The organism is Rhodococcus sp. NPDC127527 (assembly GCF_042672245.1).
In the GTDB taxonomy this organism is placed as follows: domain Bacteria; phylum Actinomycetota; class Actinomycetes; order Mycobacteriales; family Mycobacteriaceae; genus Rhodococcus_G.
In genome coordinates this window covers 415,560-440,035 of sequence record NZ_JBHXVP010000002.1, presented here as the reverse complement: position 1 = coordinate 440,035, position 24,476 = coordinate 415,560, and the positions used below count along the sequence as shown (strand labels likewise).

21 protein-coding genes are annotated in these 24,476 nt (G+C 70.9%); 5 read left to right on the top strand and 16 right to left on the bottom strand.

Annotation, left to right across the window (positions count from 1 at the left end; all coding sequences use genetic code 11):
- Positions 1–4: 4 nt before the first annotated feature.
- The 4 genes from ACFVH2_RS05025 to ACFVH2_RS05010 all read right to left on the bottom strand — a co-directional run bounded on the left by ACFVH2_RS05025 (position 5) and on the right by ACFVH2_RS05010 (position 5,852).
- Complete coding sequence (locus ACFVH2_RS05025; RefSeq protein ID WP_378422883.1) at positions 5–2,626, bottom strand: LuxR C-terminal-related transcriptional regulator; 2,622 nt, start codon at positions 2,624–2,626, stop codon at positions 5–7.
- Positions 2,627–2,654: 28 nt separating this feature from the next.
- The gene (locus tag ACFVH2_RS05020) at positions 2,655–2,864 is read right to left on the bottom strand and encodes a hypothetical protein (protein WP_378422881.1); all 210 of its coding nucleotides are present in this window, start codon (positions 2,862–2,864) and stop codon (positions 2,655–2,657) included.
- Between the two features lie 119 nt (positions 2,865–2,983).
- Positions 2,984–5,119: an NAD-dependent DNA ligase LigA gene (gene ligA, locus ACFVH2_RS05015; protein WP_378422879.1), complete on the bottom strand. Its 2,136-nt coding sequence runs from the start codon at positions 5,117–5,119 to the stop codon at positions 2,984–2,986.
- A gap of 52 nt (positions 5,120–5,171) precedes the next feature.
- On the bottom strand, positions 5,172–5,852 hold the full coding sequence (locus ACFVH2_RS05010; RefSeq protein ID WP_378422877.1) for an NUDIX domain-containing protein: 681 nt from the start codon (positions 5,850–5,852) through the stop codon (positions 5,172–5,174).
- Between the two features lie 70 nt (positions 5,853–5,922).
- On the opposite strand from ACFVH2_RS05010, the gene ACFVH2_RS05005 reads away from it, so the two are divergent.
- Positions 5,923–7,851, top strand: a complete 1,929-nt coding sequence (locus tag ACFVH2_RS05005) for an O-acetyl-ADP-ribose deacetylase (protein WP_378422875.1) — start codon at positions 5,923–5,925, stop codon at positions 7,849–7,851.
- 60 nt (positions 7,852–7,911) lie between these two features.
- Here the strand turns inward: ACFVH2_RS05005 and ACFVH2_RS05000 are convergent, their stop codons facing one another.
- From ACFVH2_RS05000 to ACFVH2_RS04970, 7 genes are all read right to left on the bottom strand, one after another.
- Positions 7,912–8,934 carry a methionine synthase gene (locus tag ACFVH2_RS05000; RefSeq protein ID WP_378422873.1) on the bottom strand — a complete coding sequence of 341 codons (1,023 nt, stop codon included), beginning with the start codon at positions 8,932–8,934 and terminating at the stop codon, positions 7,912–7,914.
- Positions 8,931–10,019, bottom strand: a complete 1,089-nt coding sequence (gene mnmA / locus ACFVH2_RS04995) for a tRNA 2-thiouridine(34) synthase MnmA (RefSeq protein WP_378422871.1) — start codon at positions 10,017–10,019, stop codon at positions 8,931–8,933. The genes ACFVH2_RS05000 and mnmA overlap by 4 nt, the downstream gene beginning before the upstream one ends.
- Positions 10,019–11,281: a cysteine desulfurase family protein gene (locus ACFVH2_RS04990; protein WP_378422869.1), complete on the bottom strand. Its 1,263-nt coding sequence runs from the start codon at positions 11,279–11,281 to the stop codon at positions 10,019–10,021. The genes mnmA and ACFVH2_RS04990 overlap by 1 nt, the downstream gene beginning before the upstream one ends.
- 62 nt (positions 11,282–11,343) lie before the next feature.
- Entirely contained in the window at positions 11,344–12,207 is an 864-nt protein-coding gene (locus tag ACFVH2_RS04985) for a lysophospholipid acyltransferase family protein (protein WP_378422867.1), read from the bottom strand.
- Positions 12,204–13,019 carry a GNAT family N-acetyltransferase gene (locus ACFVH2_RS04980; protein WP_378422865.1) on the bottom strand — a complete coding sequence of 272 codons (816 nt, stop codon included), beginning with the start codon at positions 13,017–13,019 and terminating at the stop codon, positions 12,204–12,206. The genes ACFVH2_RS04985 and ACFVH2_RS04980 overlap by 4 nt, the downstream gene beginning before the upstream one ends.
- Before the next feature lie 156 nt (positions 13,020–13,175).
- Positions 13,176–14,132, bottom strand: a complete 957-nt coding sequence (locus ACFVH2_RS04975; RefSeq protein ID WP_378422863.1) for an electron transfer flavoprotein subunit alpha/FixB family protein — start codon at positions 14,130–14,132, stop codon at positions 13,176–13,178.
- A gap of 46 nt (positions 14,133–14,178) precedes the next feature.
- On the bottom strand, positions 14,179–14,979 hold the full coding sequence (locus ACFVH2_RS04970) for an electron transfer flavoprotein subunit beta/FixA family protein (RefSeq protein ID WP_378422861.1): 801 nt from the start codon (positions 14,977–14,979) through the stop codon (positions 14,179–14,181).
- A 178-nt stretch (positions 14,980–15,157) separates the two neighbouring features.
- On the opposite strand from ACFVH2_RS04970, the gene ACFVH2_RS04965 reads away from it, so the two are divergent.
- From ACFVH2_RS04965 to ACFVH2_RS04955, 3 genes are read left to right on the top strand one after another with little or no spacing between them, the layout of a single operon-like run.
- Complete coding sequence (locus tag ACFVH2_RS04965) at positions 15,158–15,988, top strand: class I SAM-dependent methyltransferase (protein WP_378422859.1); 831 nt, start codon at positions 15,158–15,160, stop codon at positions 15,986–15,988.
- Entirely contained in the window at positions 15,985–17,544 is a 1,560-nt protein-coding gene (locus ACFVH2_RS04960; protein WP_378422857.1) for a 1,4-alpha-glucan branching protein domain-containing protein, read from the top strand. The genes ACFVH2_RS04965 and ACFVH2_RS04960 overlap by 4 nt, the downstream gene beginning before the upstream one ends.
- Before the next feature lie 14 nt (positions 17,545–17,558).
- Entirely contained in the window at positions 17,559–18,803 is a 1,245-nt protein-coding gene (locus tag ACFVH2_RS04955; protein WP_378422855.1) for a glycosyltransferase family 4 protein, read from the top strand.
- 69 nt (positions 18,804–18,872) lie between these two features.
- Here the strand turns inward: ACFVH2_RS04955 and ACFVH2_RS04950 are convergent, their stop codons facing one another.
- Entirely contained in the window at positions 18,873–19,616 is a 744-nt protein-coding gene (locus ACFVH2_RS04950; protein ID WP_378422853.1) for an acyltransferase, read from the bottom strand.
- 18 nt (positions 19,617–19,634) lie between these two features.
- Positions 19,635–19,862, bottom strand: a complete 228-nt coding sequence (locus ACFVH2_RS04945; RefSeq protein ID WP_378422851.1) for a hypothetical protein — start codon at positions 19,860–19,862, stop codon at positions 19,635–19,637.
- Between the two features lie 335 nt (positions 19,863–20,197).
- Here ACFVH2_RS04945 and ACFVH2_RS04940 point away from each other — a divergent pair, with 335 nt between their 5' ends.
- Positions 20,198–21,499, top strand: a complete 1,302-nt coding sequence (locus ACFVH2_RS04940) for a PQQ-binding-like beta-propeller repeat protein (protein WP_378422849.1) — start codon at positions 20,198–20,200, stop codon at positions 21,497–21,499.
- On the opposite strand, the gene ACFVH2_RS04935 is transcribed toward ACFVH2_RS04940, so the two are convergent.
- The 3 genes from ACFVH2_RS04935 to ACFVH2_RS04925 form a co-directional block, all read right to left on the bottom strand.
- Positions 21,489–22,646 (bottom strand): class I SAM-dependent methyltransferase, encoded by a 1,158-nt coding sequence (locus tag ACFVH2_RS04935; RefSeq protein ID WP_378422847.1) that lies wholly within the window; start codon positions 22,644–22,646, stop codon positions 21,489–21,491. The two genes, ACFVH2_RS04940 and ACFVH2_RS04935, sit on opposite strands and share 11 nt — an antisense overlap.
- Positions 22,646–23,626, bottom strand: coding sequence for a class I SAM-dependent methyltransferase (locus ACFVH2_RS04930; protein ID WP_378422845.1), 981 nt, complete (start codon positions 23,624–23,626; stop codon positions 22,646–22,648). The genes ACFVH2_RS04935 and ACFVH2_RS04930 overlap by 1 nt, the downstream gene beginning before the upstream one ends.
- 66 nt (positions 23,627–23,692) lie before the next feature.
- Positions 23,693–24,472, bottom strand: a complete 780-nt coding sequence (locus ACFVH2_RS04925) for an enoyl-CoA hydratase/isomerase family protein (protein WP_378422843.1) — start codon at positions 24,470–24,472, stop codon at positions 23,693–23,695.
- Positions 24,473–24,476 lie beyond the last annotated feature (4 nt).

The following is a 24,476-nucleotide window of genomic DNA, read 5'->3' as shown; positions in this document are numbered from 1 at the left end:
CGGGTCAAGTCCGGCCGCGGAGCACCGATTTCAGCTCGTCCCTGGTGTCGACGCCGGTCAGCCGCAGGACTCGGTAGATGTGCCCCTCGACGGTCCGCACCGACACAACCAGTCGGTCGGCGATCTGTCGGTTCGACAAACCGTCGGCCGCCAGCGACGCGATCTCGAGCTGCCTGCCGGTCAGCGTGACCGGCTGCGTCGCCGCACGCAGGGCAGGGGTGTCCGCGCCCTCACAGGCGACTGCCAGTCGCCGCGCGGTGGCCGCGGCGGTCAACGCCGATCCCCGCCGGTCCGACCGGCGGAACTCGATGCTCGCCTGTGCCGCGGCATCGGCGGCAGCGAGCCGATCTCCGAACGCCTCGTACCGGCGCGAGGCGACCTCGAGCGCTGGACCGGCCGCCGCTGCGAGCGCCGCCGCGTGAGCGCTGGCGGCCTGAACGCGGGGGCCCTGCACGGCGCGCGCGAGTTCCGCGAGGCGGGGAGCCGTCGAGGAGTCACCGAACTGGGTTGCCGCCTGCAGGCACGCGACCTCGTAGCCCCGGTGGCCGCGGGCGGCGGCGCGATCCCCCGCCGCCCGGGCGGTCTCGATCGCGGAGCTGGTCGCGCCCTCGGCCGCCGACGCCCATGCGCGGGCCAACGAGGCCCCCGAATCCATGAACGTGAAGCTCGAATGCCGGGCGCTGTCCAGCTCTGCCAAGGTCGTAGCGGCGGCGGCTTTGTCTCCGGCCATGCCCAACGCCTCGGTCAACCACATCAGCGAGGCCGGACGCAATCCCGTCGAGGTGTCGTACGTCTCGGCTCCGGCCAACGCCTCCCGAAGCCATCGGACGGCGGCGTCGAGACGGCCCAGTCCGAGCTCTGCGTGGCCGACGAGGAGCGCCGTCATGGCTTGCGCGAGCCCCGGCGCCCCCGCCGAATCGCAACGCAACCGCCGCGCGAGGGCCATGGAGGCGTCCAGGAGCCCGCCGACGCGGAAGGCCCGCGCCTCCAGCGCCCCGAGCCAGAATCGGCGCGGGGAGGCTTCGGACGACCCGTCCGCGACCTCGTACCCACGGTCCGCGACCGCCCGTACCTCGTCCACGCGGCCCAGCCCGCCTAGCGCCAGCACCTGTACACCGACAGCCATGATCGCGTGAAAGCCGGACAGCTCGGACGATGTCAGTGCCGACGCGGCCTCGGCCGCGGCCGCCTCGAACCGCCCCTGTACGGCATGGACCGAAGCGCGGGCGGCGCGACATGCCGCATCGGCACCACGGCGGCCCGCGCGCCGTTCGCCCGAATCAAGTACCCGCACCGCACGTTCCGGCTCGCCGAGCATCCACACCAGGTTCGACGCGCGCAACGCCGTCACGCGGACCCCGTCCGGGCCGACGGGTGCGTCCGAGTCCAACCGGGCGAGAACGGCTTCCGCATCGCCGGCGCGGCCGAGCAGAACCAGTGTCATCGCGTGTGCCAGTCGCGCGGCCACGCCGCCGCCTGCGGCGGACGCCGCGGTGGCCAATGTGCCGGCAAGGGTGGGATCGTAGAACTGCATCGCGGCGCGAGAACCGTCGACGAGCAGATCCGGGTCCGGCGCCTCGTCCGAATCCAGTGCCAGGACTGCGCGTCGCAGCACCGCACGCGAGTCGCGGTCACCGGCGCTCGCGAGCTGGTGCGCCACCCGTCCCCGGAGCCGGCACAGCCGCATGTCACTCGAGCGCGACCGGCGTACCTCGCCGAACAACGGATGCGCCAACCGAACCCGCCGCTCCGCCCCGTCGTGCTCGACGGTGACCAACGACTGTTCCTCCGCCTGTTCGACTGCGGTCGGATCGGTCAAGCGGCTCAACACTTCCACTTCGAGCGGCTCACATACCGACAGACAGTCGACCACGTCCCCTACCGACCCCGAGAGCCGCCCCATCCGCGCGTCGACGAGTTCGCTCAGGCTGGGCGAGACGACGGGATTCCCCTCCCAGATCCACACTTGGGCACACTGTTTCATCCGATCGGCGGACACCTCGTCGGCGACCAACTGGCTCAGGAAGAGGATGTTTCCCCGGGTCAGCTCCCACAGCCGGCGCGCGCTGTCCGAATCGACCTGACCGGACAGAGCAGCTTCCAGCAGTCCGTGGGTCTCCTCCAACGAGAGTGCCTGCAGCTCGAGTCGCTCGAGATGCCGGTCCTTCCACAGCGCAGTCACCGCGTCCGGGGCCGGCGCACCGCTGCGAACCGTCACGACCACGGTGGCCTTGCGTCGCATCACCAACTGCTGCACCACGAACGCCGACATGTCGTCGAGCAGGTGTGCGTCGTCGACACCGAGCACACGCCGCTGCCCTCGGCCGCCGTCGGCGAGGGACTCGATCACTCGTTGCACCCGCCCCGTGGGATCCGGCCCGAGCCCGCCGGGCAGGTCGGAGAACGGTCCGAGCGGCAGGGCCCGTGCCGATGCCGTCGCCACGACCCATCGAGTCCTGAATCCGTGTGCCCGCGCCCACGTGAGAGCCTCGGTCGCCAGTCTGGTCTTGCCGACTCCGGCCGCGCCGGCGAGAACGATCCCGGCGCGGTCTGCGGATCCACCGATCGCCTCGGTCGTCAACCGAAGTTCCTCGACCCGTCCCGTCAGCGGCCATCCGCCGATCATGTTCGAATACTACGGCGTACGGCGTGCGTCAATCCAGTGACGAAACAGCGGGCCGGCGCAACGCCGTCGCGAGTTTCTCCGCCCCCACCCTGAGTAGGAGGCCGACCCCCTCCGGTTCGATTCCGACCGCGTCCGCAATGAACTCGTCCGGCAGTCCCGCCTCCCGCAGCCGCAGGGCCGTCGAGTACGGCGTGGGCAGCCGATTCATCGCCGCCTCACGTTCGTCGTCCGCTCTCATGGATCCAGCATCGGCCGACGAGCCTCGCTCGCGACGAGTGGTCGGATACTCCAATGCCGGACCATCGCGAGTACGGCGTACGAATCACCGAACCGGCCACCCCTTTCGACGGACGCGCGTCAGGCCTCGGTCTCGCCGTCGGCGTCCTCGGCGGTCGGCGCCACGGCATCCGGGCCATCCTCGAGCAGCGCCCGGAAACCGTCCTCGTCGAGGATCGGCACCCCGAGTTGCTCGGCCTTGTCGGCCTTCGACCCGGGCGCCTCCCCCACCACCACGAAGGCGGTCTTCTTGGACACCGAACTCGCGGCCTTGCCGCCACGGATCAGGATCGCCTCCTTGGCCCCGTCCCGGGTGAACCCGACCAGCGACCCCGTCACCACGATGGACAGACCCTCGAGGTTCCTCTCGACCGACTCGTCGCGGGCGTCTTCCATGGAAACACCTGCGTCGCGCCACTTCTCGACGATCTCCCGATGCCAGTCCACCGCGAACCACTCGACGACCGCGGCGGCGATGGTGCCGCCGACGCCGTCGACCGCCGCGAGTTCCTCCACCGACGCGTCCTCAATCCGCTCCAGGCTGCCGAACTCCGAGGCCAGTGCCCGGGCCGCGGTGGGCCCGACGTGCCGGATGGACAGCGCCACCAGCACGCGCCAGAGCGGCTTCTGCTTGGCCGAGTCCAGGTTGTCCAGCAGTCGTCGCCCGTTCGCCGAGAGCGCGCCGGCCTTGGTGGTGAACAGGGCGGTCTTCATCAGGTCGTCGGCGGTGAGCGAGAACAGGTCGCCCTCGTCGACGATCACCCCGGCCCTGAGCAGTTCCGTGGCCGCCTCGTAACCGAGCACCTCGATGTCGAACGCGCCACGACCCGAGACGTGGAAGACCCGCTCGCGCAGCTGGGCCGGGCAGGACCGCTGGTTGGGACACCGGATGTCGGCGTCGCCCTCCTTCGCCGGCGCCAGCGCCGTGCCGCACTCCGGGCAGTGCGTCGGCATCACGAACTCACGTTCGTCGCCGGTGCGCACGTCCACCACCGGCCCGAGCACCTCCGGGATCACCTCGCCCGCCTTGCGGATGGTGACCATGTCGCCGATCAACACGCCCTTACGTTTGACCTCGGACCCGTTGTGCAGGGTCGCGAGCGAGACCGTGGATCCGGCCACGGTCACCGGCTCCATGTACGCGAACGGGGTGACCCGGCCGGTTCGACCGACGCTGACCCGGATGTCGAGCAGACGGGTGGTCGCCTCCTCCGGCGGGTACTTGTACGCGATCGCCCAGCGCGGCGCCCGCGAGGTCGCGCCGAGACGGCGGTGCAGTGCCATCTCGTCGACCTTGACGACCAGGCCGTCGATCTCGTGCTCCACGTCGTGCCGGTGCTCACCCCAGTAGGCGACCTTCTCGACCACCGCGTCGGCGCCGTGGACCCGGGCAGTGTGGGTGGAGACCGGCAACCCCCAGGCCGCCAGCGCGGTGTAGGCATCGTGCTGGCTCACCGGATCGAAACCCTCGATCCGGCCGAGGCCGTGGCAGATCATCCCGAGCCGGCGCTTGGCGGTGACCGCGGGATTCTTCTGTCGCAGCGAGCCCGCCGCCGAGTTCCGGGGATTCGCGAACGGCGCCTTGCCCTCTGCGACGAGGGAGGCGTTGAGCGCCTCGAAGTCCTCGAGTCGGAAGAACACCTCGCCGCGTACCTCGAGCAGCGTCGGGATCGGGAACTCGTCGCTCGGCGTCAGCACGTGCGGGATCTCGTCGATGGTGCGGGCGTTGAGCGTGACGTCCTCGCCCGTGCGGCCGTCACCCCGAGTGGCACCGCGGACCAGCCTGCCGTTCTCGTACACCAGGTTCAGCGCGACACCGTCGATCTTGACCTCGCACAGGTAGTGCAGGTCGGGGCCGGCCCCTGGATCGGAGCCGGCGGAGCGACCGTCGACCTCGGCCTCGACCTTGGCGATCCAGGCGCGCAATTCGTCCTCGTCGAAGACGTTGTCCAGACTCAGCATTCGCTCGAGGTGGTCGACCGCGGTGAACTCGGTCGCGAAGCCGCCACCGACCAGCTGGGTCGGGGAGTCCGGCGTGCGCAGATCGGGATGCGATTCCTCGAGCGCGATCAACCGGCCCAGCAGCGCATCGAACTCGCCGTCGGAGACGATCGGTGCGTCGCGGACGTAGTAGCGGAACTGATGCTCGCGCACCTCCTCCGCGAGTCGCTGCCACTCGTCGCGTTCGTCGGCCGTCGCTGCCACGTTCTCGGTCACGCGAAAAAGGCTATCCCAGCCCACCGACCGAATCCGTCGAGAGCATCGCCCGCTACTTCGCGAACAGTGCCGCGGCCTTGGCGGACAGCCGACCGTCCCCCTTCCTGCGGAACACCTCGGCGGGACGGCCGGCCCCGTCGGTCTCCTTGCGCTCGGTGGCCTCGAGGGCGTCCCTGACGTGCCTGCGGAACGAGTCCTTCTGCAACGTCGACCCGAACACCACCTCGTAGAGTCTGCGCAGTTGGAGCACCGTGAACGACTCGCCGAGCAGGTGGTCCGGATCCACCCGCTCGGCATATCGGGCTCGGAGGTCGTCCACCGCCAACCGCACCATCTCGGCGTGGTCGAAGGCGAGACCTTCCGCCGCCTCCCCGTCGTGCACGTCGACGAGCAGGGCATCCTCGGGCAGGTCCCGAAACGGCATCGCGGCGGTGTGCGCCATCGAGATCACCCAGCCCCGGTCGTCGCGATCCGGGTCGTCGAACAGTGCGAGTTGGCGAAACCGCGTGCCCGTCAGGTGCGCCTTGTCCCGCAGGGCCCGCACGGCGGCGTCGGCCAGCCGCTCCCCCTGGTGCAGGAAGGTTCCGGGCAGGGCCGACAGACCACGCCGGTGTTCGACCACCACCACCTGCAGGGCATCGCCACTGCAGGTCAGCACCGCCACGTCCACCGCTACCGAGGGCCGGGGGTATGCGGTCAGCGGTGAGCCACTCGGATCAGTCCATTCAGCCACGCTTGCATATTAGCTCAATCGCGCGCTATCTTTAGCGCAGCAATGATCTAACGCGCCAAGGAGCACAGTCGTGAAGTTGAATGCACAGCAGAGTGATCGCGCAGCGGGTGTCCTGCTCGCCACAGCGGCGGGTGACGCGCTCGGGGCCGGCTACGAATTCACGCATCCCACGGCCGAGACGCCCATCGAGATGATCGGCGGCGGACCCTTCCGGTGGGCACCTGGCGAGTGGACGGATGACACCGCGATGGCGATCGCGGTCGCCGAGGTCGCCGCCACCGGCGTCGACCTCGGCCGCGACGCGGGCCTCGATGCCGTCGCTGCGCAGTTCGTCCGCTGGTTCGACTCGAAGCCCAAGGACATCGGAAACCAGACCGGTGCCGTGCTCGCCGCCCGCCCCGCCGACGCCGCCGCGATGCAGGCCCGGGCCGCGGCACTGACCGGACGCAAGGCGGGCAACGGCTCGCTGATGCGCACCGCACCCGTTGCGCTTGCCTACCTCGACAACGAGAAGGGTTGCCTGGAAGCCGCTTTCCAGATCGGTGCGCTCACACACGACGACCCGACCGCCGCACAGGCCTGCCAGCTGTGGAGCCACGCCATCCGACACGCCGTCCTGCACGGCACCTTCGACGGGGTCCACGGGTACCTGAAGACCGCTCCTCCGGAGGTCGCGAACTTCTGGCAGCCCCTGCTCGATCAGGCCGAGAGCGGTTCGCCCGCGGACTTCCCGAAGAACGGGTGGGTCGTCCACGCCCTGCAGACCGCGTGGTGGGCGATCACCACCACGGACTCCACGGATGCCCGGCACCTGCAGTTGGCCCTCGAGGCCGCGGTGCGGGCCGGTGGCGACACCGACACGACCGCCGCCATCGCCGGCGGACTGCTCGGCGCCCGATGGGGGGCTTCCGCGGTGCCCGCTCGCTGGCGCCGGATCCTGCACGGGTGGCCCGGACACACCGCACCGGACCTGGTGCGACTCGCGATGAAGACCGCCCTGCGCGGAGGTGACGACCGGCAGGGGTGGCCGTCCGCGACCCGCATCGACTACTCCCGTTTCGGAGGCACGACGCACCGGACCACCCACCCGCACGACGCCGGCGTCCTGCTCGGCGGCGTGGACGCGATCGAGCGCGGCGGGTTCGACGCGGTGGTCAGCCTCTGCCGGATGGGCACCGGGCAGGTACCGGTCGGCATCGAGCACATCGAATTCCGGCTGATCGACAACGGCCGGGAGGACAACGCCAATCTCGACTTCGTCGTGGACGACGCCGCCCGCACCGTGCTGGCGCTGCGCGGCGAGGGTAAGCGGGTCCTGCTGCACTGCGTCCAGGCCGACAGCCGCACCCCGTCGGTCGCCGCCCGGTACTCGATGCTGTTGGGACGCAACCCCGGTCGCGTACGCGAGGCGATGCCCTGGTCGCGTCCGAAGGAGGAGCTCTGGCGCGCCGCCACCCGACCGGTGGCCACGTCGGCGGACACGAGGGCTCCGCTCACGATCCGGGTGGTGCACGGCGACATCACCACGGTGCACGTCGACGCCGTCGTGAACGCCGCCAGATCCTCGCTGCTCGGCGGCGGCGGGGTGGACGGCGCCATTCACCGTGCAGGCGGACCGGCCGTGCTCGAGGCATGCGAGACGCTGCGGGCCACCACCCTTCCCGACGGTCTCACCGTGGGCGCGGCCGTCGCGACCACGGCCGGAGATCTTCCCGCGCAGTGGCTCATCCACACTGTCGGCCCGCGTTGGTCGCGCACCGAGGATCGCTCGGACCTGCTGCGAGCGGCGTACACACGAAGCCTGAGGCTGGCGGACTCGCTCGGCGCGCGCACGATCGCCTTCCCGCTGATCTCCGCGGGCTCGTACGGATGGCCGAAGCAGGACGCCGTGCGACTGGCCGTCGAGGCGGTCACCACCGCGGACACCGATGTCGAGATCGTCACCCTGGTGGCCTACAGCGACGACACCGCGACCCTGATGCGACGGGCCGTGCCGTAGGACGTCCCGAGGTCGAGACCGCACATCACCGAGCCCGACTCTTCCGAATCGGACTGCAGATCAACCGAACTCGGCGCCCTCCGCGAAGGCCCGCGCGACCTCCGCCGAACGACGGAGTGCCTCGCGGGCCCACCCGTCACTCGCGCCGGCCAGACCGCACCGGGGCGTGACCACGACGCGCTCGGCGAGCACGGTACGCGGAAAGCCGAGGCGATCGACGAGGGTGACCGCCGGTTCGGCGAGCTCGCGCCAGCCGGGCACCCGGTCGGGGGCGGCGGTGGGAACGAGCCCCAGCGCCAACGACAGACCGGCCTCGAGCGCCTCGCCGACCCCGTCCAGGTCAGCGGCACGCAGCAGGCTCACGTCCAGCGCGATCATCTGTGCACCGCTGCGCCGCAACAGGTCCAGCGGTGCGCCCGCGGCGCAGCAGTGCACGAGCACCGGGCCGGCGACCCGCGCGACCACCGACTGCAGCACCGCCAGCGCCTCCGGCTCGGGCATCGCGCGCGGCGCCTGCAGGATCGACACCCCCGACAGCGAGCCGTCCAGCACCGCGGGCAGGCTCGGCTCGTCGAACTGCACCACCACCGGCGACCCGAGCCTGCGGCCGAGTTCTGCGACGTGCGCGCGTACGCCCTCGGACAGCGACTCGGCGAGGTCCCGGACCGCGCCGGGATCGGTCAACGCTCGGTGGCCGCCGAACAGTTCCAGCTGCGCGGCCAGGGTCAGCGGACCCACCGACTGCGTCTTGACCGGCTGGTCGGTGCCGCGCAGCCCGGCGACCTCCCACGCCTCCTCGAGCGCGTCCAGGTCCCGCGCGAGCAGGTCCCGCGCCGTGCGGGTGACCTTGCCGGGCCGCTGCGCGACGCGGTAGCCGGTGGTCGAGGTGTCGAGCGGCAGGTCGACCAGCAGCGCCGCGGCCCGGCCCACCAGGTCCGCCCCGAGTCCGCGGGCGGGCAACTCGACCAGGTGCGGCAACGCAGCAAGCTCGCCGACCGCGACCGCCGCGGCCTCCCGGGGATCCGTGCCCGGCCACGAACCGATCCCGGTCGCGACCCCGACCGGAATCGACGAAGCGGTCACCGCCGGCCCGAGCCGGTGCCGGCGATGGTGCCGCTGCCCAGGACCACGTCGCCGGCCGGGTCCGGCCGGTACAGCACCACTGCCTGACCGCGCGCCACACCGGTCAACGGCTCGCGCAGCTGCACGTCCAGGCCGCCGTCGACCGCCGTCACCACGGCCTCCGCGAGCCCTCCGTGCGCACGCACCTGGACCACGCACTCGACCGGACCCGTCGGCGCGACGCCGGAGGTCCAGATCGCACGGTCCGCGGTGATCGACCAGACCTGCAACCGTTCGGCCGAGCCGACCTTCACGGTGCCGGTCTCGGGCTCGATCTCGGTGACGTAGCGCGGCTTTCCGTCGGCCGCCGGTCCCTCCACCCCGAGCCCCTTGCGCTGCCCGATGGTGAAACCGTGCACGCCGTCGTGATCGGCGAGTTCCTCGCCCGAGTCGGCGTCGACGACCTTGCCGGGCCGGATCCCGATCTTCGCGCCGAGGAACGCCCGGGTGTCCCCGGACGGGATGAAGCAGATGTCGTGGCTGTCGGGCTTGTCCGCGACGGCGAGACCGCGCTCCGCGGCCTCGGCGCGGATCTGCGGCTTCGGGGTGTCGCCGACCGGGAACATGGCCCGCGACAACTGCTCCGCGGTGAGCACGCCCAGCACGTACGACTGGTCCTTGTCCGCGTCCACCGCCCGGCGCAGCACCCCGTCGGCGAGCTGCGCGTAGTGCCCGGTGGCGACGGCGTCGAAGCCGAGCGCGAGCGCGCGGTCGGCCAGCGCGGCGAACTTGATCTTCTCGTTGCAACGCAGGCACGGGTTCGGCGTCTCGCCGGCGGCATAGGACTCGATGAAGTCCTCGATCACGTCTTCCTTGAACCGGTCGGCGAAATCCCAGACGTAGAACGGGATCCCGAGGACGTCGGCGGCGCGTCGGGCGTCGCCTGCGTCCTCCTTGGAGCAGCAGCCGCGCGAGCCGGTGCGCAATGTGCCGGGCGCGGTGGACAGCGCGAGGTGCACCCCGACGACCTCGTGCCCGGCCTCGACGGCGCGCGCCGCGGCGACCGCGGAGTCCACTCCGCCACTCATTGCCGCAAGTACTCGCATCAGCGTGATCCTCCCGAGCTCTCGAACCGCCGTGATCCGGCGCCGGCAAGTCCGGCGGCCCGCGCCCTGTCCACGACCTGCGGCAGCGCCGCGATCAGCGCATCGACGTCGGCGTCCGTCGAGGTGTGTCCGAGCGAGAACCGCAGCGAGCCGCGGGCCAGTCTCGAGTCGACACCCATCGCGATCAGCACGTGGCTGGCGCTCGCCACGCCGGCCGTACACGCCGACCCGGTGGAGCACTCGATCCCCGCCGCGTCGAGCAGCATGAGCAGCGAATCGCCCTCGCAGCCGGGAAAAGTGAAGTGGGCGTTGCCCGGCAGTCGGTCGGACCCGGACGGTCCGTTGAGCACCGCGTCGGGAATCACCGACACCACGCCTCCGCACAGCCGGTCGCGCAGCCGGCTCAGCTCTGCCGCCCGGAAATCCAAGTCGGTCACGGTCTTTCGCAGCGCAGTCGCCATCGACACCACCGCCGCGGTGTCCAGGGTTCCGGCCCGCAGGTCCCGTTCGTGGCCACCCCCGTGCAACAGCGGAACGCACGGCACGGTCCGTCCGAGCAGCAACGCGCCGGTGCCCTGTGGACCGCCGAACTTGTGCGCGGCCACACTCAGCGCGGACAGCCCGCTGCCCGCGAAGTCCACCGGCAGCTGCGCGGCCGCCTGCACCGCGTCGCTGTGCATCGGGACGCCGAATTCGGCTGCGACGGAAGCCAGTTCCGCCATCGGCATGATCGAGCCGACCTCGTTGTTGGCCCACATCACGGTGACCAGCGCGGTCTCGTCGCCGTGGCGTTCGAGCTCGGCACGCAGGACGGCGGGGTCGACGCGGCACTGCGCGTCCACCGGCAGCCAGGTCACCTCGGCGCCCTCGTGCAGGGCCAGCCACTCGACGGCGTCGAGGACGGCGTGGTGCTCGACGGCGCTCGCGACTACCCGGCGTCGGCGCGGGTCGGCGTCGCGCCGGGCCCAGTAGATGCCCTTGACGGCGAGGTTGTCGGACTCGGTCCCACCGGAGGTGAACAGCACCTCCGACGGCCGGGCTCCGAGGTCGGCCGCGATCGACTCGCGGGACTCCTCGACCCGGCGCCGAGCCGTCCGCCCGGAGCCGTGCAGCGACGACGCATTACCCACCGTCGACAGCACCTCCGCCATGGCGGTGACCGCCTCCGGCAGCATCGGCGTGGTCGCGGCGTGATCGAGGTACACCGGGGCGGACCGCGTGGAGTCACTGCGGTCGGGAGTGCGGGGGCGAGGCGAAGTCATGACCCGACCAGGATAGCCCGTCGCCGCACCCGGGCCCGACGGCGACTGCGCTGGTAGGCGCGTCAGGATGCGAGGGCTGCGCGCCCCGCCATGGACCGTTCGAACATCTCGTGCGCAGCCGTGTCGTCACCGACCAGCGCCCGGACCTGCGCCTCGCAGCGTGCCGCCAGTTCACGGCGGTCGGTACCCGGTTCCTGCAGCGGGGCCAACCGGACCTCGACGTTGACCCGGCGCAACCGCACGATCCGGCGCAGCGAACCCGCCATGGTCTGGTCGCCGACGAAGCAGACCGCGGTGTCGAGTTCGCCGTCGGCGCGGCAGTACCGGACACCGACCGGGGCCACCGGCGCTCCCGCGTCGATCGCGGACTGGAACATCGCGGGCCGCAATCTGCCGTAGGCCCGGCCGCACCACGTGGTGCCCTCGGGGAAGGCCACCACCCGGGTCCCCCCTCGCATCCGCTCGGCCGCCTCGTCCACCGCACCGGGCAGTTCGCTCAGCCGGCCGCGGTCGATCGGGATGACCCGCATGCGTCGTGCGAGCGTGCCGAGCATCGGCCACTCCAGCAGGTCGGCCCTGGCCACGAAGTCCGCGGGTTCGAGGGCGCTGAGGACCAGCACGTCGGTCCAGGACACGTGCCCGGCCACCACCAGGACGCCGCGGCCGAGGGGCCACTCGGCGCCGCTGTCGTCGCGCACGCGCATCCGCAGGCCAATCCCGCGCAGCGCCGCTCGCGCGTAGCCCCTCTGCACCGTCCGCCGCCACCGTCCGGGCAGGAGCCCGCCCGCCAGCAGGACCGGCAGCGTCACCACCATGGCGGCGAGCATCGCGTACCGTCCTGCGACGCGGAGCGACCCAGCCCGCTCGGAGTCTGCGAGCACGCAGCCGTCGCCGCACGGACTCGACGGCATCCACTGGTGGTTCATCGGGTGATCACCGGAACCCGCGCCGCGATCGATCGCAGCCTGCTCAGGTACCGCTCGTCGGCCTCGTCCATCCCGAGCAGCGCGACGAAGTCCGCGACACCGAAGTCGGGGTCGTGCGCGGGCTGCCCGCAGATCTTCGCGCCGAGCCGCAGGTAGCCGCGCAAAAGCGGCGGCAGGCTCGCCGGCGCGTCGGGACACGTCGAGTCCAGGTCCGGCACCGGTCTGATCGGGTGCACGCGGCGGTCCGTGCCGGTCGCGTGCCCGTCGAGCAGCGTGTCGCGGACGGCGCGAACGTTGGCGCCGGGCACGTCGCCGGGGTGTGCGCGCATCGGCACCGACACGCAGCCCATCGCCCAGCGGTAGCCGGTGAGATCGAGGTAGTTCAGGATGCCGGCCCACATCAGTCCGAGCACCGATCCGGTGCGATGCTCGGGGTGCACGCAGGCTCGTCCCATCTCGACCAGTCCCGGCCGGAGCGGGTCGAGGGCGCTGACGTCGAACTCGGTGGCGGTGTACAGGCCGCCCGCCGCGGTCGCGGCGTCCGGGGTGAGCATCCGGTAGCAGCCCACCACCTCGTCCGTCAGCTCGTCGCGCACCAGCAGGTGGTCGCAGTGCTCGTCGAAGCGATCGGCGTCGCGGCCGTCGGTGATCTCGCGGACCGCGGACTCGAAGCCCGGTTCGGCCGCGAAGACCTGGTAGCGGAGTCGCTGGGCCGCCGTCCGATGTTCACGATCGGAGGACAGCAGCAGGGTGTAGCGCGGGGTCGTGAGCGTGTCGAACCGGGCCGGGGCGAGAACCTCTGTGGGGGTCACGCAACGAAGCGTCGGGCACCCGGGATGCCGGCCGGCGTCAGCGCAATGACACGTCGGCGGCGGTTCGGTGAACGATCCCGGACCCGAACGCGGGGAGTGCAACGACAGCGGCCCCGCTCCCAGGAGGGAACGGGGCCGCCGAGGGATGGCGCGAGATCAGCCCTTGTGAGCCTTCACGGCCTCGGTGAGCTGCGGTGCGACGTTGAAGAGATCGCCCACGACGCCGTAGTCCGCGATCTCGAAGATCGGGGCCTCTTCGTCCTTGTTGACCGCGACGATGGTCTTCGAGGTCTGCATGCCGGCCCGGTGCTGGATGGCGCCGGAGATGCCGAGCGCGATGTACAGCTGCGGGGAGACCGTCTTGCCGGTCTGACCGACCTGGAACTGGCCCGGGTAGTAGCCCGAGTCGACGGCGGCACGCGAGGCACCGACGGCGGCACCGAGCGAGTCCGCGAGCTCCTCGACGACCGAGAACTTGTCGGCCGAGCCGACGCCGCGACCACCGGAGACGACGACGGACGCCTCGGTGAGCTCGGGGCGGTCGCCGCCGACGATCGGCTGACGCGAGGTCACCTTGACGGCGCTCTCGTCCTGAGCCGGCACCTCGACGGTGACCTGCTCGGCGGCACCGGCCTGCGGCAGGGCCTCGACGGCACCCGGACGAACCGAGATGACCGGGACCTCGCCGTTGGCCTTGGCCTCGACGGTGAACGCGCCACCGAAGATGGAGTGCACGCCGGTGCCGTCCGCCTTGACCTCGATGACGTCGGAGAGCAGACCGGAACCGATCCGCGCGGCAAGGCGGCCGGACACCTCCTTGCCCTCGGTGCTGGCGGCGGTGATGACGGCGGCCGGGCTCGCGGTCTCGACGAGCGAGGCGAGGACGTCGACCTTGGGGGTGATCAGGTAGCCGTCGATGTCGTCGGACTCGGCGACGTAGATCTTGGCGGCGCCTGCCGCGGCGAGCGCGTCGGCGAGCTTGGCCGCGGTGCCGGCCGGGCCGGCGACGACGGCGGCCGGCTCACCGAGAGCACGGGCTGCGGTGATGAGCTCGGTGCTGACCTTCTTGAGCGCACCCTCGTTGTGCTCGACGAGCACGAGTACTTCTGCCATGGCTTACTTCTCTCCTACGTGTGTGTCTGCTGGTTGAGGGGCGCGGTCAGATGATCTTCTGGCCGACGAGGTAGGCGGCGATCTTGGTGCCGCCGTCGCCCTCGTCGGTGACGCGCTCGCCAGCGGTACGCGGGGGCTTGGGGGTCGAGGAGGTGACGGTGGTGCCCGCGTTCGCGACGCCCACGGTCTCCGGGTCGACGCCGAGGTCGGCGAGGGTGAGGACCAGAACTTCCTTCTTCTTCGCGGCCATGATGCCCTTGAAGGACGGGAAGCGGGGCTCGTTGATCTTCTCGGTGACCGAGACGATGGCCGGCAGCGAGGCCTCGAGGCCGAAGATGCCCTCGTCGGTCTCGCGCTCGCCGGTGGCCTTGCCGTCGGCGATGGTCAGCTTGCGCAGCTGGGTGAGCTGAGGAATGCCCAGGTACTCGGCGATGATGGCGGGCACGGCGCCGACGCGACCGTCGGTGGCCTCGTTGCCGGCGATGACCAGGTCCGCGGCCTCACCGTTCTCGAAGCTGATCTGGCCGAGAGCGGCGGCCAGCGTCCAGCCGGTCTGGATGGCGTCGGATCCGTGCAGGGCCGGGTCGTTGACGTGGACGGCCTTGTCGGTGCCCATGGACAGCGCCTTGCGGATGGCGTCGGTGGCACGGTCGGGACCGGCCGACAGCACGATGACCTCGCCGCCCTGGGCCTCCTTGATGAGCAGCGCCTCCTCGACCGCGCGCTCGTTGATCTCGTCGAGCACGGCGTCGGCGGCCTCGCGGTCGAGCGTGAAGTCACCATCGGTGAGCTTGCGCTCGGACCAGGTATCGGGGACCTGCTTGATCAAAACGACGATGTTCGTCATGGGTCTTCGTCGACCTCCTGTGTCTGTCTTCTCAGCGAGCGGCGCCGGATGGGCCGAGCTCGGCGTATTCATCTGTTCGCACGATGACCGTGCGTGACATTACCCCACACTAAGTTACCCGCTGGTAACTTAGGTCGAATCTCGTCCACCATAACGGCCAGAAGGGGCATTCACGCCTGTGATGTGGACCACCCCGCCACCGAATAGAACACGTGGCACTAATCTCGAACCGGTGAGTAACCCATCAGTGCCGACTTCGGCCGACGCGACCCTGCCGCTGACCGGCGAGCGCACCGTCCCCGGCGTGCCCGAGGAGAACTACTGGTTCCGCCGTCACGAGGTGGTCTACCAGCAGCTCCTTCCGCGCTGCGCCGGACGCGTCGTCCTCGAGGCCGGATCCGGAGAAGGCTACGGCGCCAACATGATTGCCGATGTAGCCGAGAGGGTGATCGGCCTCGACTACGACACCTCCGCGGTCGAGCACGTGCGCGCCCGTTACCCGCGCATCGACATGCGCCAGGGCAACCTCGCCGACCTCCCGATCGAGGACGCCGGCGTCGGGACCGTGGTCAACTTCCAGGTGATCGAGCATCTCTGGGACCAGGCCCAGTTCCTCGCGGAGTGCTACCGAGTACTCACCCCCGGCGGCGAGTTGCTCATCAGCACCCCCAACCGGATCACCTTCTCCCCCGGCCGCGACACCCCGCTCAACCCGTTCCACACCCGCGAGCTCAACGCGGCCGAGCTGACCGAACTGCTCGAGCAGGCGGGGTTCGTCGTCGACCTCATGACCGGCGTGCACCACGGTCCCCGGCTGCGCGAGCTCGACGCCGAGCACGGCGGGTCGTTCATCGACGCCCAGATCGACCGCGCCCTCGCGGGTGAGCCATGGCCCGCCGACCTCGTCCGAGACGTCGAGTCGATCACCGTCGACGACTTCGCCCTGGTCGAACCCGACATCGACGCGAGCCTGGACCTCGTCGCGATCGCCAGGAAGCCCCTGCCATGAGCAACGCATCCGCACGGCAGGAATCGGGCATGTTCTGCCTGGTCCTGCACTCGCACCTGCCCTGGCTGGCCAACCACGGCAGGTGGCCGGTCGGCGAGGAATGGCTCTACCAGTCCTGGGCGGCGTCGTACCTGCCGCTGACCCGGGTCCTGCGCACCCTCGCCGACGAGGGCCGGCAGAACCTGCTCACGCTCGGGATCACGCCGGTGCTCGCAGCGATGCTCGACGACCCGCACTGCCTGGCCGGCATGCACCACTGGCTCGGCAACTGGCAGCTGCGCGCCCACGAGGCCGCACTGATGCCCGACCAGCCGCGCCGCGACCTCGGGGCCCGCGAACATCGGCTGTCCGCTCAGGCGCTCACCGAGTTCGAGGAGCTGTGGGCACACGGCGGTTCGCCGGTGCTGCGCCGCCTCGTCGACGCCGACACCATCGAACTGCTCGGCGGCCCGCTCGCCCACCCGTTCCAGCCCCTCCTGCATCCGCGCCTGCGCCGGTTCCAGCTGGCCGAGGGCCTGGCGGACGCCCGATCCCGTTGGGGCACAAAGCCTTCCGGAATCTGGGCACCCGAGTGCGGCTACACCCCCGGAATGGAACGCGAATACCAGGCCGCGGGCGTCACCCACTTCATGGTGGACGGTCCGTCGCTGCGCGGCGACTCCTCCCTGGGGCGGCCGGTGCGCGAGTCCGACGTGGTGGCCTTCGGCCGGGACCTCCAGGTCTCGTACCGGGTCTGGTCCCCGAAGTCCGGCTACCCGGGCCACGGCGCCTACCGCGACTTCCACACCTACGACCACGACACCGGCCTCAAGCCGTCCCGGGTGACGGGGCGCACGGTCGACTCCGCGAACAAGGCCCCGTACGACCCCGAACTCGCCGCGGCCGCGGTCGATCGGCACGTCCAGGACTTCGTCGACACCGTCAAGAACCGGATCCGCGCCGAACGCGACCGGATCGGGCGGCCCGCCCTGGTCGTCGCGGCGTTCGACACCGAACTGTTCGGGCACTGGTGGTTCGAGGGTCCGCAGTGGCTCGAGAAGGTGCTGCGCGCGCTGCCCGAAGCGGGCATCGAGGTCGGCACCCTGTCCCAGGCCCGCGCCAAGGGGTACGTCGGCGAGCCCGTCCAGCTGACCGACTCCTCCTGGGGCAGCGGCAAGGACTGGCGGGTGTGGGCGGGTGACCAGGTCTCCGACCTGGTGCAGCTCAACTCCGAGGTGGTCCAGACCGCGCTCGACACCGTCGACAAGGCCCGCGGCTCGCAGCGCGCCCCCGGCAGGCCCGAACTACGCGACCGGGTCAACGACCAGATCCTGCGCGAGGCGATCATGACCGTGCAGAGCGACTGGGCGTTCATGGTGAGCAAGGACTCCGCCGCCGGCTACGCGCGCGAACGCGCGCACAAGCACGCCCACGCCACCCGCGAGATCGCCGAGGCCGTCGCGTCCGGGCAGAGCGAGCGGGCCCAGCGCCTCGCCGACGGGTGGCACCTGGCCGACGGGCTCTTCCCTGGCCTCGACGCGCGACGCCTGCCCGACGACGCCGAGAGTTCGACATGAACCGGGAGTGCCCAATGAAGGTCCTGATCGTCTCCTGGGAGTACCCGCCGGTGGTCGTCGGCGGACTCGGCAGGCACGTCCACCACCTGGCCACCGAACTGGCCGCGGCCGGGCACGAGGTGGTGGTGCTCTCGCGCCGCCCCACGGGCACCGACGCGTCCACCCATCCGACGATCACGCACGTCGCCGAGGGGGTGCTCGTGGTCGCGGTCGCCGAGGACCCCGCGCACTTCGTCTTCGGCGAGGACATGCTGGCGTGGACCCTGGCGATGGGGCACGCGATGGTCCGGGCCGGCGTCGGTCTCGCGAAGCCGGGACTCGGCGAGGGCTGGCGGCCCGACGTCGTGCACGCGCACGACTGGCTGGTCGCGCACCCGGCGATCGCGCTCGCCGAGTTCTACGACGTGCCGCTGGTGTCGACCCTGCACGCGACGGAGGCGGGCAGGCACAGCGGCTGGATCTCCGGGACCATCAACCGTCAGGTGCACTCGGTGGAGTGGTGGCTGGCGAACGAGTCCGACTCCATCATCACCTGCTCGGCGTCGATGGAGGACGAGGTCACCGAGCTGTACGGCGCGCAGTTGGCGCCGATCACGGTGATCCGCAACGGGATCGACGTCGCGACCTGGAACTACCGCGAGCGGGCCCCGCGGTCCGGCCCGCCGCGACTGCTGTTCGTCGGCAGGCTCGAGTACGAGAAGGGCGTGCAGGACATCATCGCGGCGCTGCCCCGGATCCGGCGCAGCCATCCGGGCACCACGCTCGCCATCGCGGGCGAGGGCACCCAGTACGAGTGGCTGCGCGAGCAGGCCCGCACGCACCGGGTGGTCCGATCGGTGAGTTTCCTCGGCTCGCTCGACCACACGGAACTGCTCGGGTGGCTGCACGGAGCGGACGCCATCGTGCTGCCGAGCCGGTACGAGCCGTTCGGCATCATCGCGCTCGAGGCGGCGGCCTCCGGGACGCCACTGGTCACCTCGACGGCGGGCGGCCTCGGCGAGGCGGTCGTCGACGGCGTCACCGGCATGTCGTTCCAGCCGGGCGACGTCGACGGGCTGACCTCCGCGGTGCGCGAGGTGCTCGACGACCCGGCCGCTGCGCAGCGCCGCGCGGCCGCGGCGCGGGAGCGACTGACGTCCGACTTCGACTGGCACCAGGTCGCACGGGACACCGCCCAGGTGTACCTGAGCGCCAAGCGTCGCGTGCGGCACCCGCTCGCCCGCCCCGACATCCCGCTCCGCCCGCTCCCGGGCCGGTAGGCGGCTCCGCCGCCCGTGCGCGGTTGACGAGTGCATGGACTCCTCAACCGCGCACGGGCGCGCAGCGCCTCAGCCCGCGGCTGCGGCCTTCTTGCGCGCGATGTCCTCGAGCGCGGCGATGTACTTGGCCCGGTCCGCGGCGCCCGCCTCCCAGGCCTCCTTGCGGTTCTTGACGACCTTGGCGGGTGCCCCGACCGCGATGCTGTAGTCGGGCACCTCCCCCTTGACCACCGCGTGCGCGCCGAGCACGCAGCCACGGCCGATCTTGGTGTTCCGCAGCACCGTCACCTTCGCCGCGATCCAGGTGTCGGGACCGATCCGGACCGGGCCCTTGACGATGCCCTGGTCCTTGATGGGGGTGTTGACGTCGTCCATCCGATGGTCGAAGTCGCAGATGTAGCACCAGTCCGCCACCAGCGTCGAGGCGCCGATCTCGATGTCGAGGTAGGTGTTGACGACGTTGTCCTTGCCGAAGACCACCTTGTCGCCGATGCGCAGCGACCCCTCGTGGCAGCGGATCGCGTTGCCGTCCCCGATGTGCACCCAGCGACCGATCTCGAGCCGGGAAAGCCCCGGCGTGGAGTGGATCTCGACGCGCTTGCCCAGGAAGACCATGCCCCGCAGGATCACGTGCGGGTTCGCCAGCTTGAACTTCGCGAGCCGGTAGTACCGGACGAGGTACCACGGTGTGTACGCCTTGTTCGCGATCACCCAACGCAGCGAGTCACGGGTCAGGAATCGGGCCTGCTCGCTGTCGGTTCGACGGGATCCACGCCACCTCGTGCGCAACGGTGCGCCCCACATGCTGGTCATGGGTCGACAGCCTACGTATCAGTGCCAGCGAAGTCCGCCGCGCCCCATCCCGCCGTGACCTCCGCGCCACCCCGTCCCGCCGAGCAGCAGCGCGGCGCCGAGTGCGCCGACGAGAACGACTCCGACCGCGAGCAGCGACGCGGTCATCGCCCCGATCAGGGTCGCGCCGCCGATGACGAGGGCGAGCACGATGTAGACGCCTGCTGCGGGCGACCCCAGCAGGTACCCCTCCTCGCTGCTGGGCACCGAGGGGGAACGCACCTCGTGCGCGGTGTGACGTGTGGAGTCGCTCTGCCGCCGTCCCATATCCGTATTTGAACACAATTGAGCGTCGAATTTGCATTATTCATTCAACGGACTGCTTTTCAGGATCGAATGTCCACCAATTGCGGATTCGTAACGTCACGTATCGTTACCGTTATTGAGCCGAAATTACATTCGCGAGATTTCCACGAATTGAGATATCGCGATTGCACGCTCACCGGGCGCACGGCCGTCAACCCCTCCCCGGGGCGGGTGCCGAGGGCGATGCCGCCGTCCAGATAGTGTGCATCGAGCGAAATCCACACGAGGAGTATCGAATGCGGCGTGTCCTACGGTCGGCGGCAGTGTCGCTGGCGACGATCTCGGCACTGGTCGTCGGCGGCTGCAGCAGCGATTCGCAGGTCGACAGCATCTACTCGACCGGCGGTTGGCCGGGGATGCACGCCGACGCCCGCAACAGCGACACCAGTCCCGTCACCGGATCGAGTTCGCTGGCCTTCGCGTGGTCGCGTCCCCTCGGGGCCCCGACCGCCACCGCGGCTTCCGTCTCGGCCGGCGGTCAGATCTTCGTCACCACCCGCAGCGAGGCTGGCTGCAACCTGTACTCCTTCGAGATCGAGAGCGGCCGCAAGCGCTGGTGCACCCGCCTCGGTCCGGGCGTCGCGGCCGCCACTCCCCTCGTCGATCACGACACCAATGTGTACATCGGCGAGGACGGCGCGATGAATTCGTTCAACGAGCACGGCCAGCTGCGCTGGCGCACGGTCGTCAGCGGTACCCCGATGTCGGCGCAGTTCACCGATGACGGCAACGTCCTGTTCGTCACCCAGTTCGGCGTCGTGTCGGTGCTCAGCCCGCAGACCGGCAAGGAAATCGTGCCGTCCTACCAGCTGATTCCGGCGCCGACCGCCGACCAGGCCCAGGACGTGCCACTGCCACCCGCCGCGCAGGGCCTCGACCAGTGCTTCCTCGGCTCCCCCGAATGCCCGGTCGCGCACCCACCCGCCGTCGATCTGGGATCGAGCCGGTTCTACGTCAACGTCTGGCGTCCGGGCCGTCCGCAGTCGGAGATCGTCGCGATGCGCTATGCCGACGGCGCGCTCACCGAGGAATGGTCCAGCGCCGCGGTGCCCGGGGGCAGCTCCTCCAGCCCGGCCCTGTCCGCCGACGGGAGCACGCTCTACGCCAACGACGCCAAGGGCACGATGTGGGCGCTCGACACCGGCACCGGCAAGCCACGCTGGAGCCACGACATCGGGTACGTGGCCGCCGACGGCCCGTCGGTGACCGCGGACGGGCTCCTCGTCCCCGCCGGCGGCCGGGACGGGCACCTGCTCGCCTTGCGCGACAAGGGCGACCACGCCGAGCTCGCGTGGGAGCGCAAGGACGTGCTCCAGCTGGGTGTGCCCGCACAGACCGCGGGCGGGACCGGCTTCACCGTCGTGCGGGACGGGACGGCGGGCCTGGCGGTGCTAGCGTTCGACACCGGCAACGGCGAGACCGCGAGTCAGACCGTGCTGCCTGGGGCGGCAGGGTTCACCGTCGGCACGTCGATCGGCCCCGGCGGCGAGGTGCTCACCCCGACCCTGCTCGGCGAGCTGTTCGTGCTCAAGCCCTGACGCCGGCCTCGCACACGAACGCGACCGGCGTCCGCCCGATGCGGGTGAGGACCACGCTCAGCGAGGCCGACCCGCGCAGCTTGAGCTTGGGCCGCAGGACGGCCGGGTCCACGTCGACCCCTCGAACCAGGATCTCCGCAACTCCGCAGTCGAGGCGCGCCAACTCCTGACGCAGCGCCTTCTCCGTGTACTTGAGCTGCTCGAGGACGCGGAATCCGCGCACGCCCGCGGGCACGGTGTCGCCGGTGAGGTAGGCGATCCGCGGATCCAGCTGCCACAGGCCGTGCCGGGCCGCGTAGTGCCGCACCAGACCGGCGCGGACCACCGCCCCGTCCGGGTCGACGATCCACCGACCCGGTTCGCGCTCGGGCAGGTCGTCGGGCTCGGCGTCGGTCAGCTCCCAGCCGCCGCCGTCGGAGCGCAGCACGGTCGCGCGGCGGCGGACCCCCGGTCCCGCGAGACCCGGCGACCACAGGCACGCCTCACGGACGCCGCCGTCGAGCGAGACGACCTCGACCTCGCCGTCCCAGTCCAGCGCGTCGTAGTCGAGGCCGGGGGCGCACTTCACCGACAGGTCACGGCCGCGGTAGGCGTCGAGCAGGTCCGGCAGGGGCGGCTGCAACGCGGCCGGGTCGTGCCGGCGCTTGCCGCCCGACCGCCGAGCCGGGTCGGCGAGGACGACGGTGTCCCGGGTGCACGGGATCAGCGCGTCGGCACGAATCACCGTGGCGCCGGGCGCGTTCCGGGCCGCCATCGCCAACCGGACCGGGTCGAGGTCGCTGCCGACCACCACGTCCGCGACGCCGGTCAGCGCGAACAGTTCGGCTCCGATCGAGCAGGTCACGTCGTGCACGGCGCGACCCGCGACCCGCCGAGCCCGGTGCCGGGCCACCACTGTCGGCGTGGCCTGCTGGAGCGCGTCGTCGGTGAGCAGCCAGTCGCCCGAACCGTCGAGCTTCGCGGCGGCGCGGCGGCGCAGCAGCACCGTCTCGACCAGGGCTGCCGTCCGGTCGCCGAAACGGGCACGCACCCGGCCGATGTCGGCCAGGTGCGTGCGCGCGGAGAGTTCGAGCCGGTCCACCTCGGCGAGGTCGTCGGCGGCGGAGCTCAGGTACCGGACGTCCTCCCGGGTGAACTCGTATCCCACTACTTCGGTTCGGGCTTCACGCCGGTGATCATCACGTTGTAGAAGAAGCCACGCGGGACAACGTGCTTGAGGACCTTCTCGTCCACCCAGCTCAGCGTCTTCCAGCCGTTGAAGGCGAACTTGCCCCAGCCCCAGCCCAGCTTCTCCGGCGGCACGGCGGCCTCGAAGGTGCGCACGGGCCAGCCGAGCAGCGCTGCCGCGAACTCCTCGGTGGCGGCGTGCACCTGGGTCGCACCCGCCGACTTGGCCATGTTCTCCAGGTCGGTCGGGTCGAAGGTGTGCAGGTCCACGACGGCCTCGAGCGCGGCGGCCCGGGAGGACTCGTCGAGCTCTGCCTGCGGGCGACGCCAGTCGGCCAGGAACGGCAGCTTGGTGACCCGGGTGGTGGTCTCCCAGGTGATCCGACCGAGCCAGCGGGCGTAGAAGTTGCCGACGGTGGTCGGCTCGCCGGCGAAGACGAACCGGCCGCCCGGCTTGAGCACCCGCAGCACCTCGCGCAGCGACTGCTCGACGTCCGGGATGTGGTGCAGGACCGCGTGACCGACGACCAGGTCGAAGGTGTCGTCCTCGTACGGGATGGTCTCCGCGTCGGCGACCCGACCGTCCACCGGCAGCCCCAGGCCCTCCGCGTTGCGCAGCGCCACCTTGACCATGCCGGGCGACAGGTCGGTCACCGAACCCGTCTTCGCGACGCCGCCCTGCATCAGGTTGAGCAGGAAGAAGCCGGTGCCGCAGCCCAGTTCGAGCGCGCGCTCGTAGGGCAACGGCTGGTCGCCGGCCACCGCGTCGAAGCGGCCGCGGGCGTAGTCGATGCAGCGCTCGTCGTACGAGATGGACCACTTCTCGTCGTACGTCTCGGCTTCCCAGTCGTGGTAGAGGACCTGGGCGAGCTTGGTGTCCTTGAGCGCGGCTTCGACCTCTTCGGCCGTGGCGTGCGGGTTCGGCGCGGGATCGATCCCGTCCTTCGGGCTTGCAGTCATGGGTGAGAGCCTACTAGGTGGTAAGGAGTGTGAACAGGTTCTAGTTTCGCACGGAACTCAGGGCCGCTACTTGCCCGTGAACTGCGCCTTACCCGGGCCGTTGGCGACGAAGGACTCCATGCCGATCTTCCGGTCGTCGGTCGCGAACAGCTGCGCGAACTGCTGGGCCTCGATCTTCAGACCCGTGCCCAGATCGGTGTCGAGGCCCTGATCGATGGCGGCCTTCGCGGCGGCCAGCGCACGGCTCGCGGCGCCGGTGAACTGCGAGGCCCACTTCCGGGCCGCGTTGTACACCTCGTCCGGGGCGACCATCTCGTCGATCAGACCGATCGCCAGGGCCTCCTCGGCGCCGACGAACCGCCCCGTGAACACCATGTCCTTGGCCTTGCTCGGGCCGATCAGCCGGGCCAGTCGCTGGGTGCCGCCGCCGCCGGGGATCACGCCGAGCAGCACCTCGGGGACACCGACCTTCGCGTTGTCGCCGGCGATTCGCCGGTCCGCGCCGAGCGCGATCTCGAGGCCGCCGCCGAGGGCGTACCCGGTGATCGCGGCGACCGTCGGCTTGGGGATCTCGGAGATGCAGCCGAGCGCCGACTGCAGTTCGCCCGCGATCGGAGCCATTTCGGCGAAGGACATCTCCGCCATCTCCTTGATGTCCGCACCAGCCGCGAACACCTTCTCGCCGCCGTAGACGACGACGGCCTTGACCTCCGAGTTGACGGTCGCCTCGCGGGCCGCGGCCCGGAGCTCCTCCTGCAACTGTCGGTTCAGGGCGTTCATCGGCGGACGGGCCAACCGGATCGTGCCGATGCCGTCGGATACCTCGAGAGTCACAAACTCAGCCATGCGC

Bases quoted from the DNA above. Each gene is read 5' to 3' on its own strand.
- ACFVH2_RS04955 (WP_378422855.1), top strand. From the start codon at position 17,559: ATGAAGGTCCTGATCGTCTCCTGGGAGTACCCGCCGGTGGTCGTCGGC.
- ACFVH2_RS04990 (WP_378422869.1), bottom strand. From the start codon at position 11,281: ATGACTTCGCCTCGCCCCCGCACTCCCGACCGCAGTGACTCCACGCGG.
- ACFVH2_RS04960 (WP_378422857.1), top strand. From the start codon at position 15,985: ATGAGCAACGCATCCGCACGGCAGGAATCGGGCATGTTCTGCCTGGTC.
- ACFVH2_RS05025 (WP_378422883.1), bottom strand. From the start codon at position 2,626: ATGATCGGCGGATGGCCGCTGACGGGACGGGTCGAGGAACTTCGGTTG.
- ACFVH2_RS04930 (WP_378422845.1), bottom strand. From the start codon at position 23,626: ATGACTGCAAGCCCGAAGGACGGGATCGATCCCGCGCCGAACCCGCAC.
- ACFVH2_RS04925 (WP_378422843.1), bottom strand. From the start codon at position 24,472: ATGGCTGAGTTTGTGACTCTCGAGGTATCCGACGGCATCGGCACGATC.
- ACFVH2_RS05020 (WP_378422881.1), bottom strand. From the start codon at position 2,864: ATGAGAGCGGACGACGAACGTGAGGCGGCGATGAATCGGCTGCCCACG.
- mnmA (WP_378422871.1), bottom strand. From the start codon at position 10,019: ATGCGAGTACTTGCGGCAATGAGTGGCGGAGTGGACTCCGCGGTCGCC.
- ACFVH2_RS04970 (WP_378422861.1), bottom strand. From the start codon at position 14,979: ATGACGAACATCGTCGTTTTGATCAAGCAGGTCCCCGATACCTGGTCC.
- ACFVH2_RS04950 (WP_378422853.1), bottom strand. From the start codon at position 19,616: ATGACCAGCATGTGGGGCGCACCGTTGCGCACGAGGTGGCGTGGATCC.
- ACFVH2_RS04985 (WP_378422867.1), bottom strand. From the start codon at position 12,207: ATGAACCACCAGTGGATGCCGTCGAGTCCGTGCGGCGACGGCTGCGTG.
- ACFVH2_RS04940 (WP_378422849.1), top strand. From the start codon at position 20,198: ATGCGGCGTGTCCTACGGTCGGCGGCAGTGTCGCTGGCGACGATCTCG.
- ACFVH2_RS04975 (WP_378422863.1), bottom strand. From the start codon at position 14,132: ATGGCAGAAGTACTCGTGCTCGTCGAGCACAACGAGGGTGCGCTCAAG.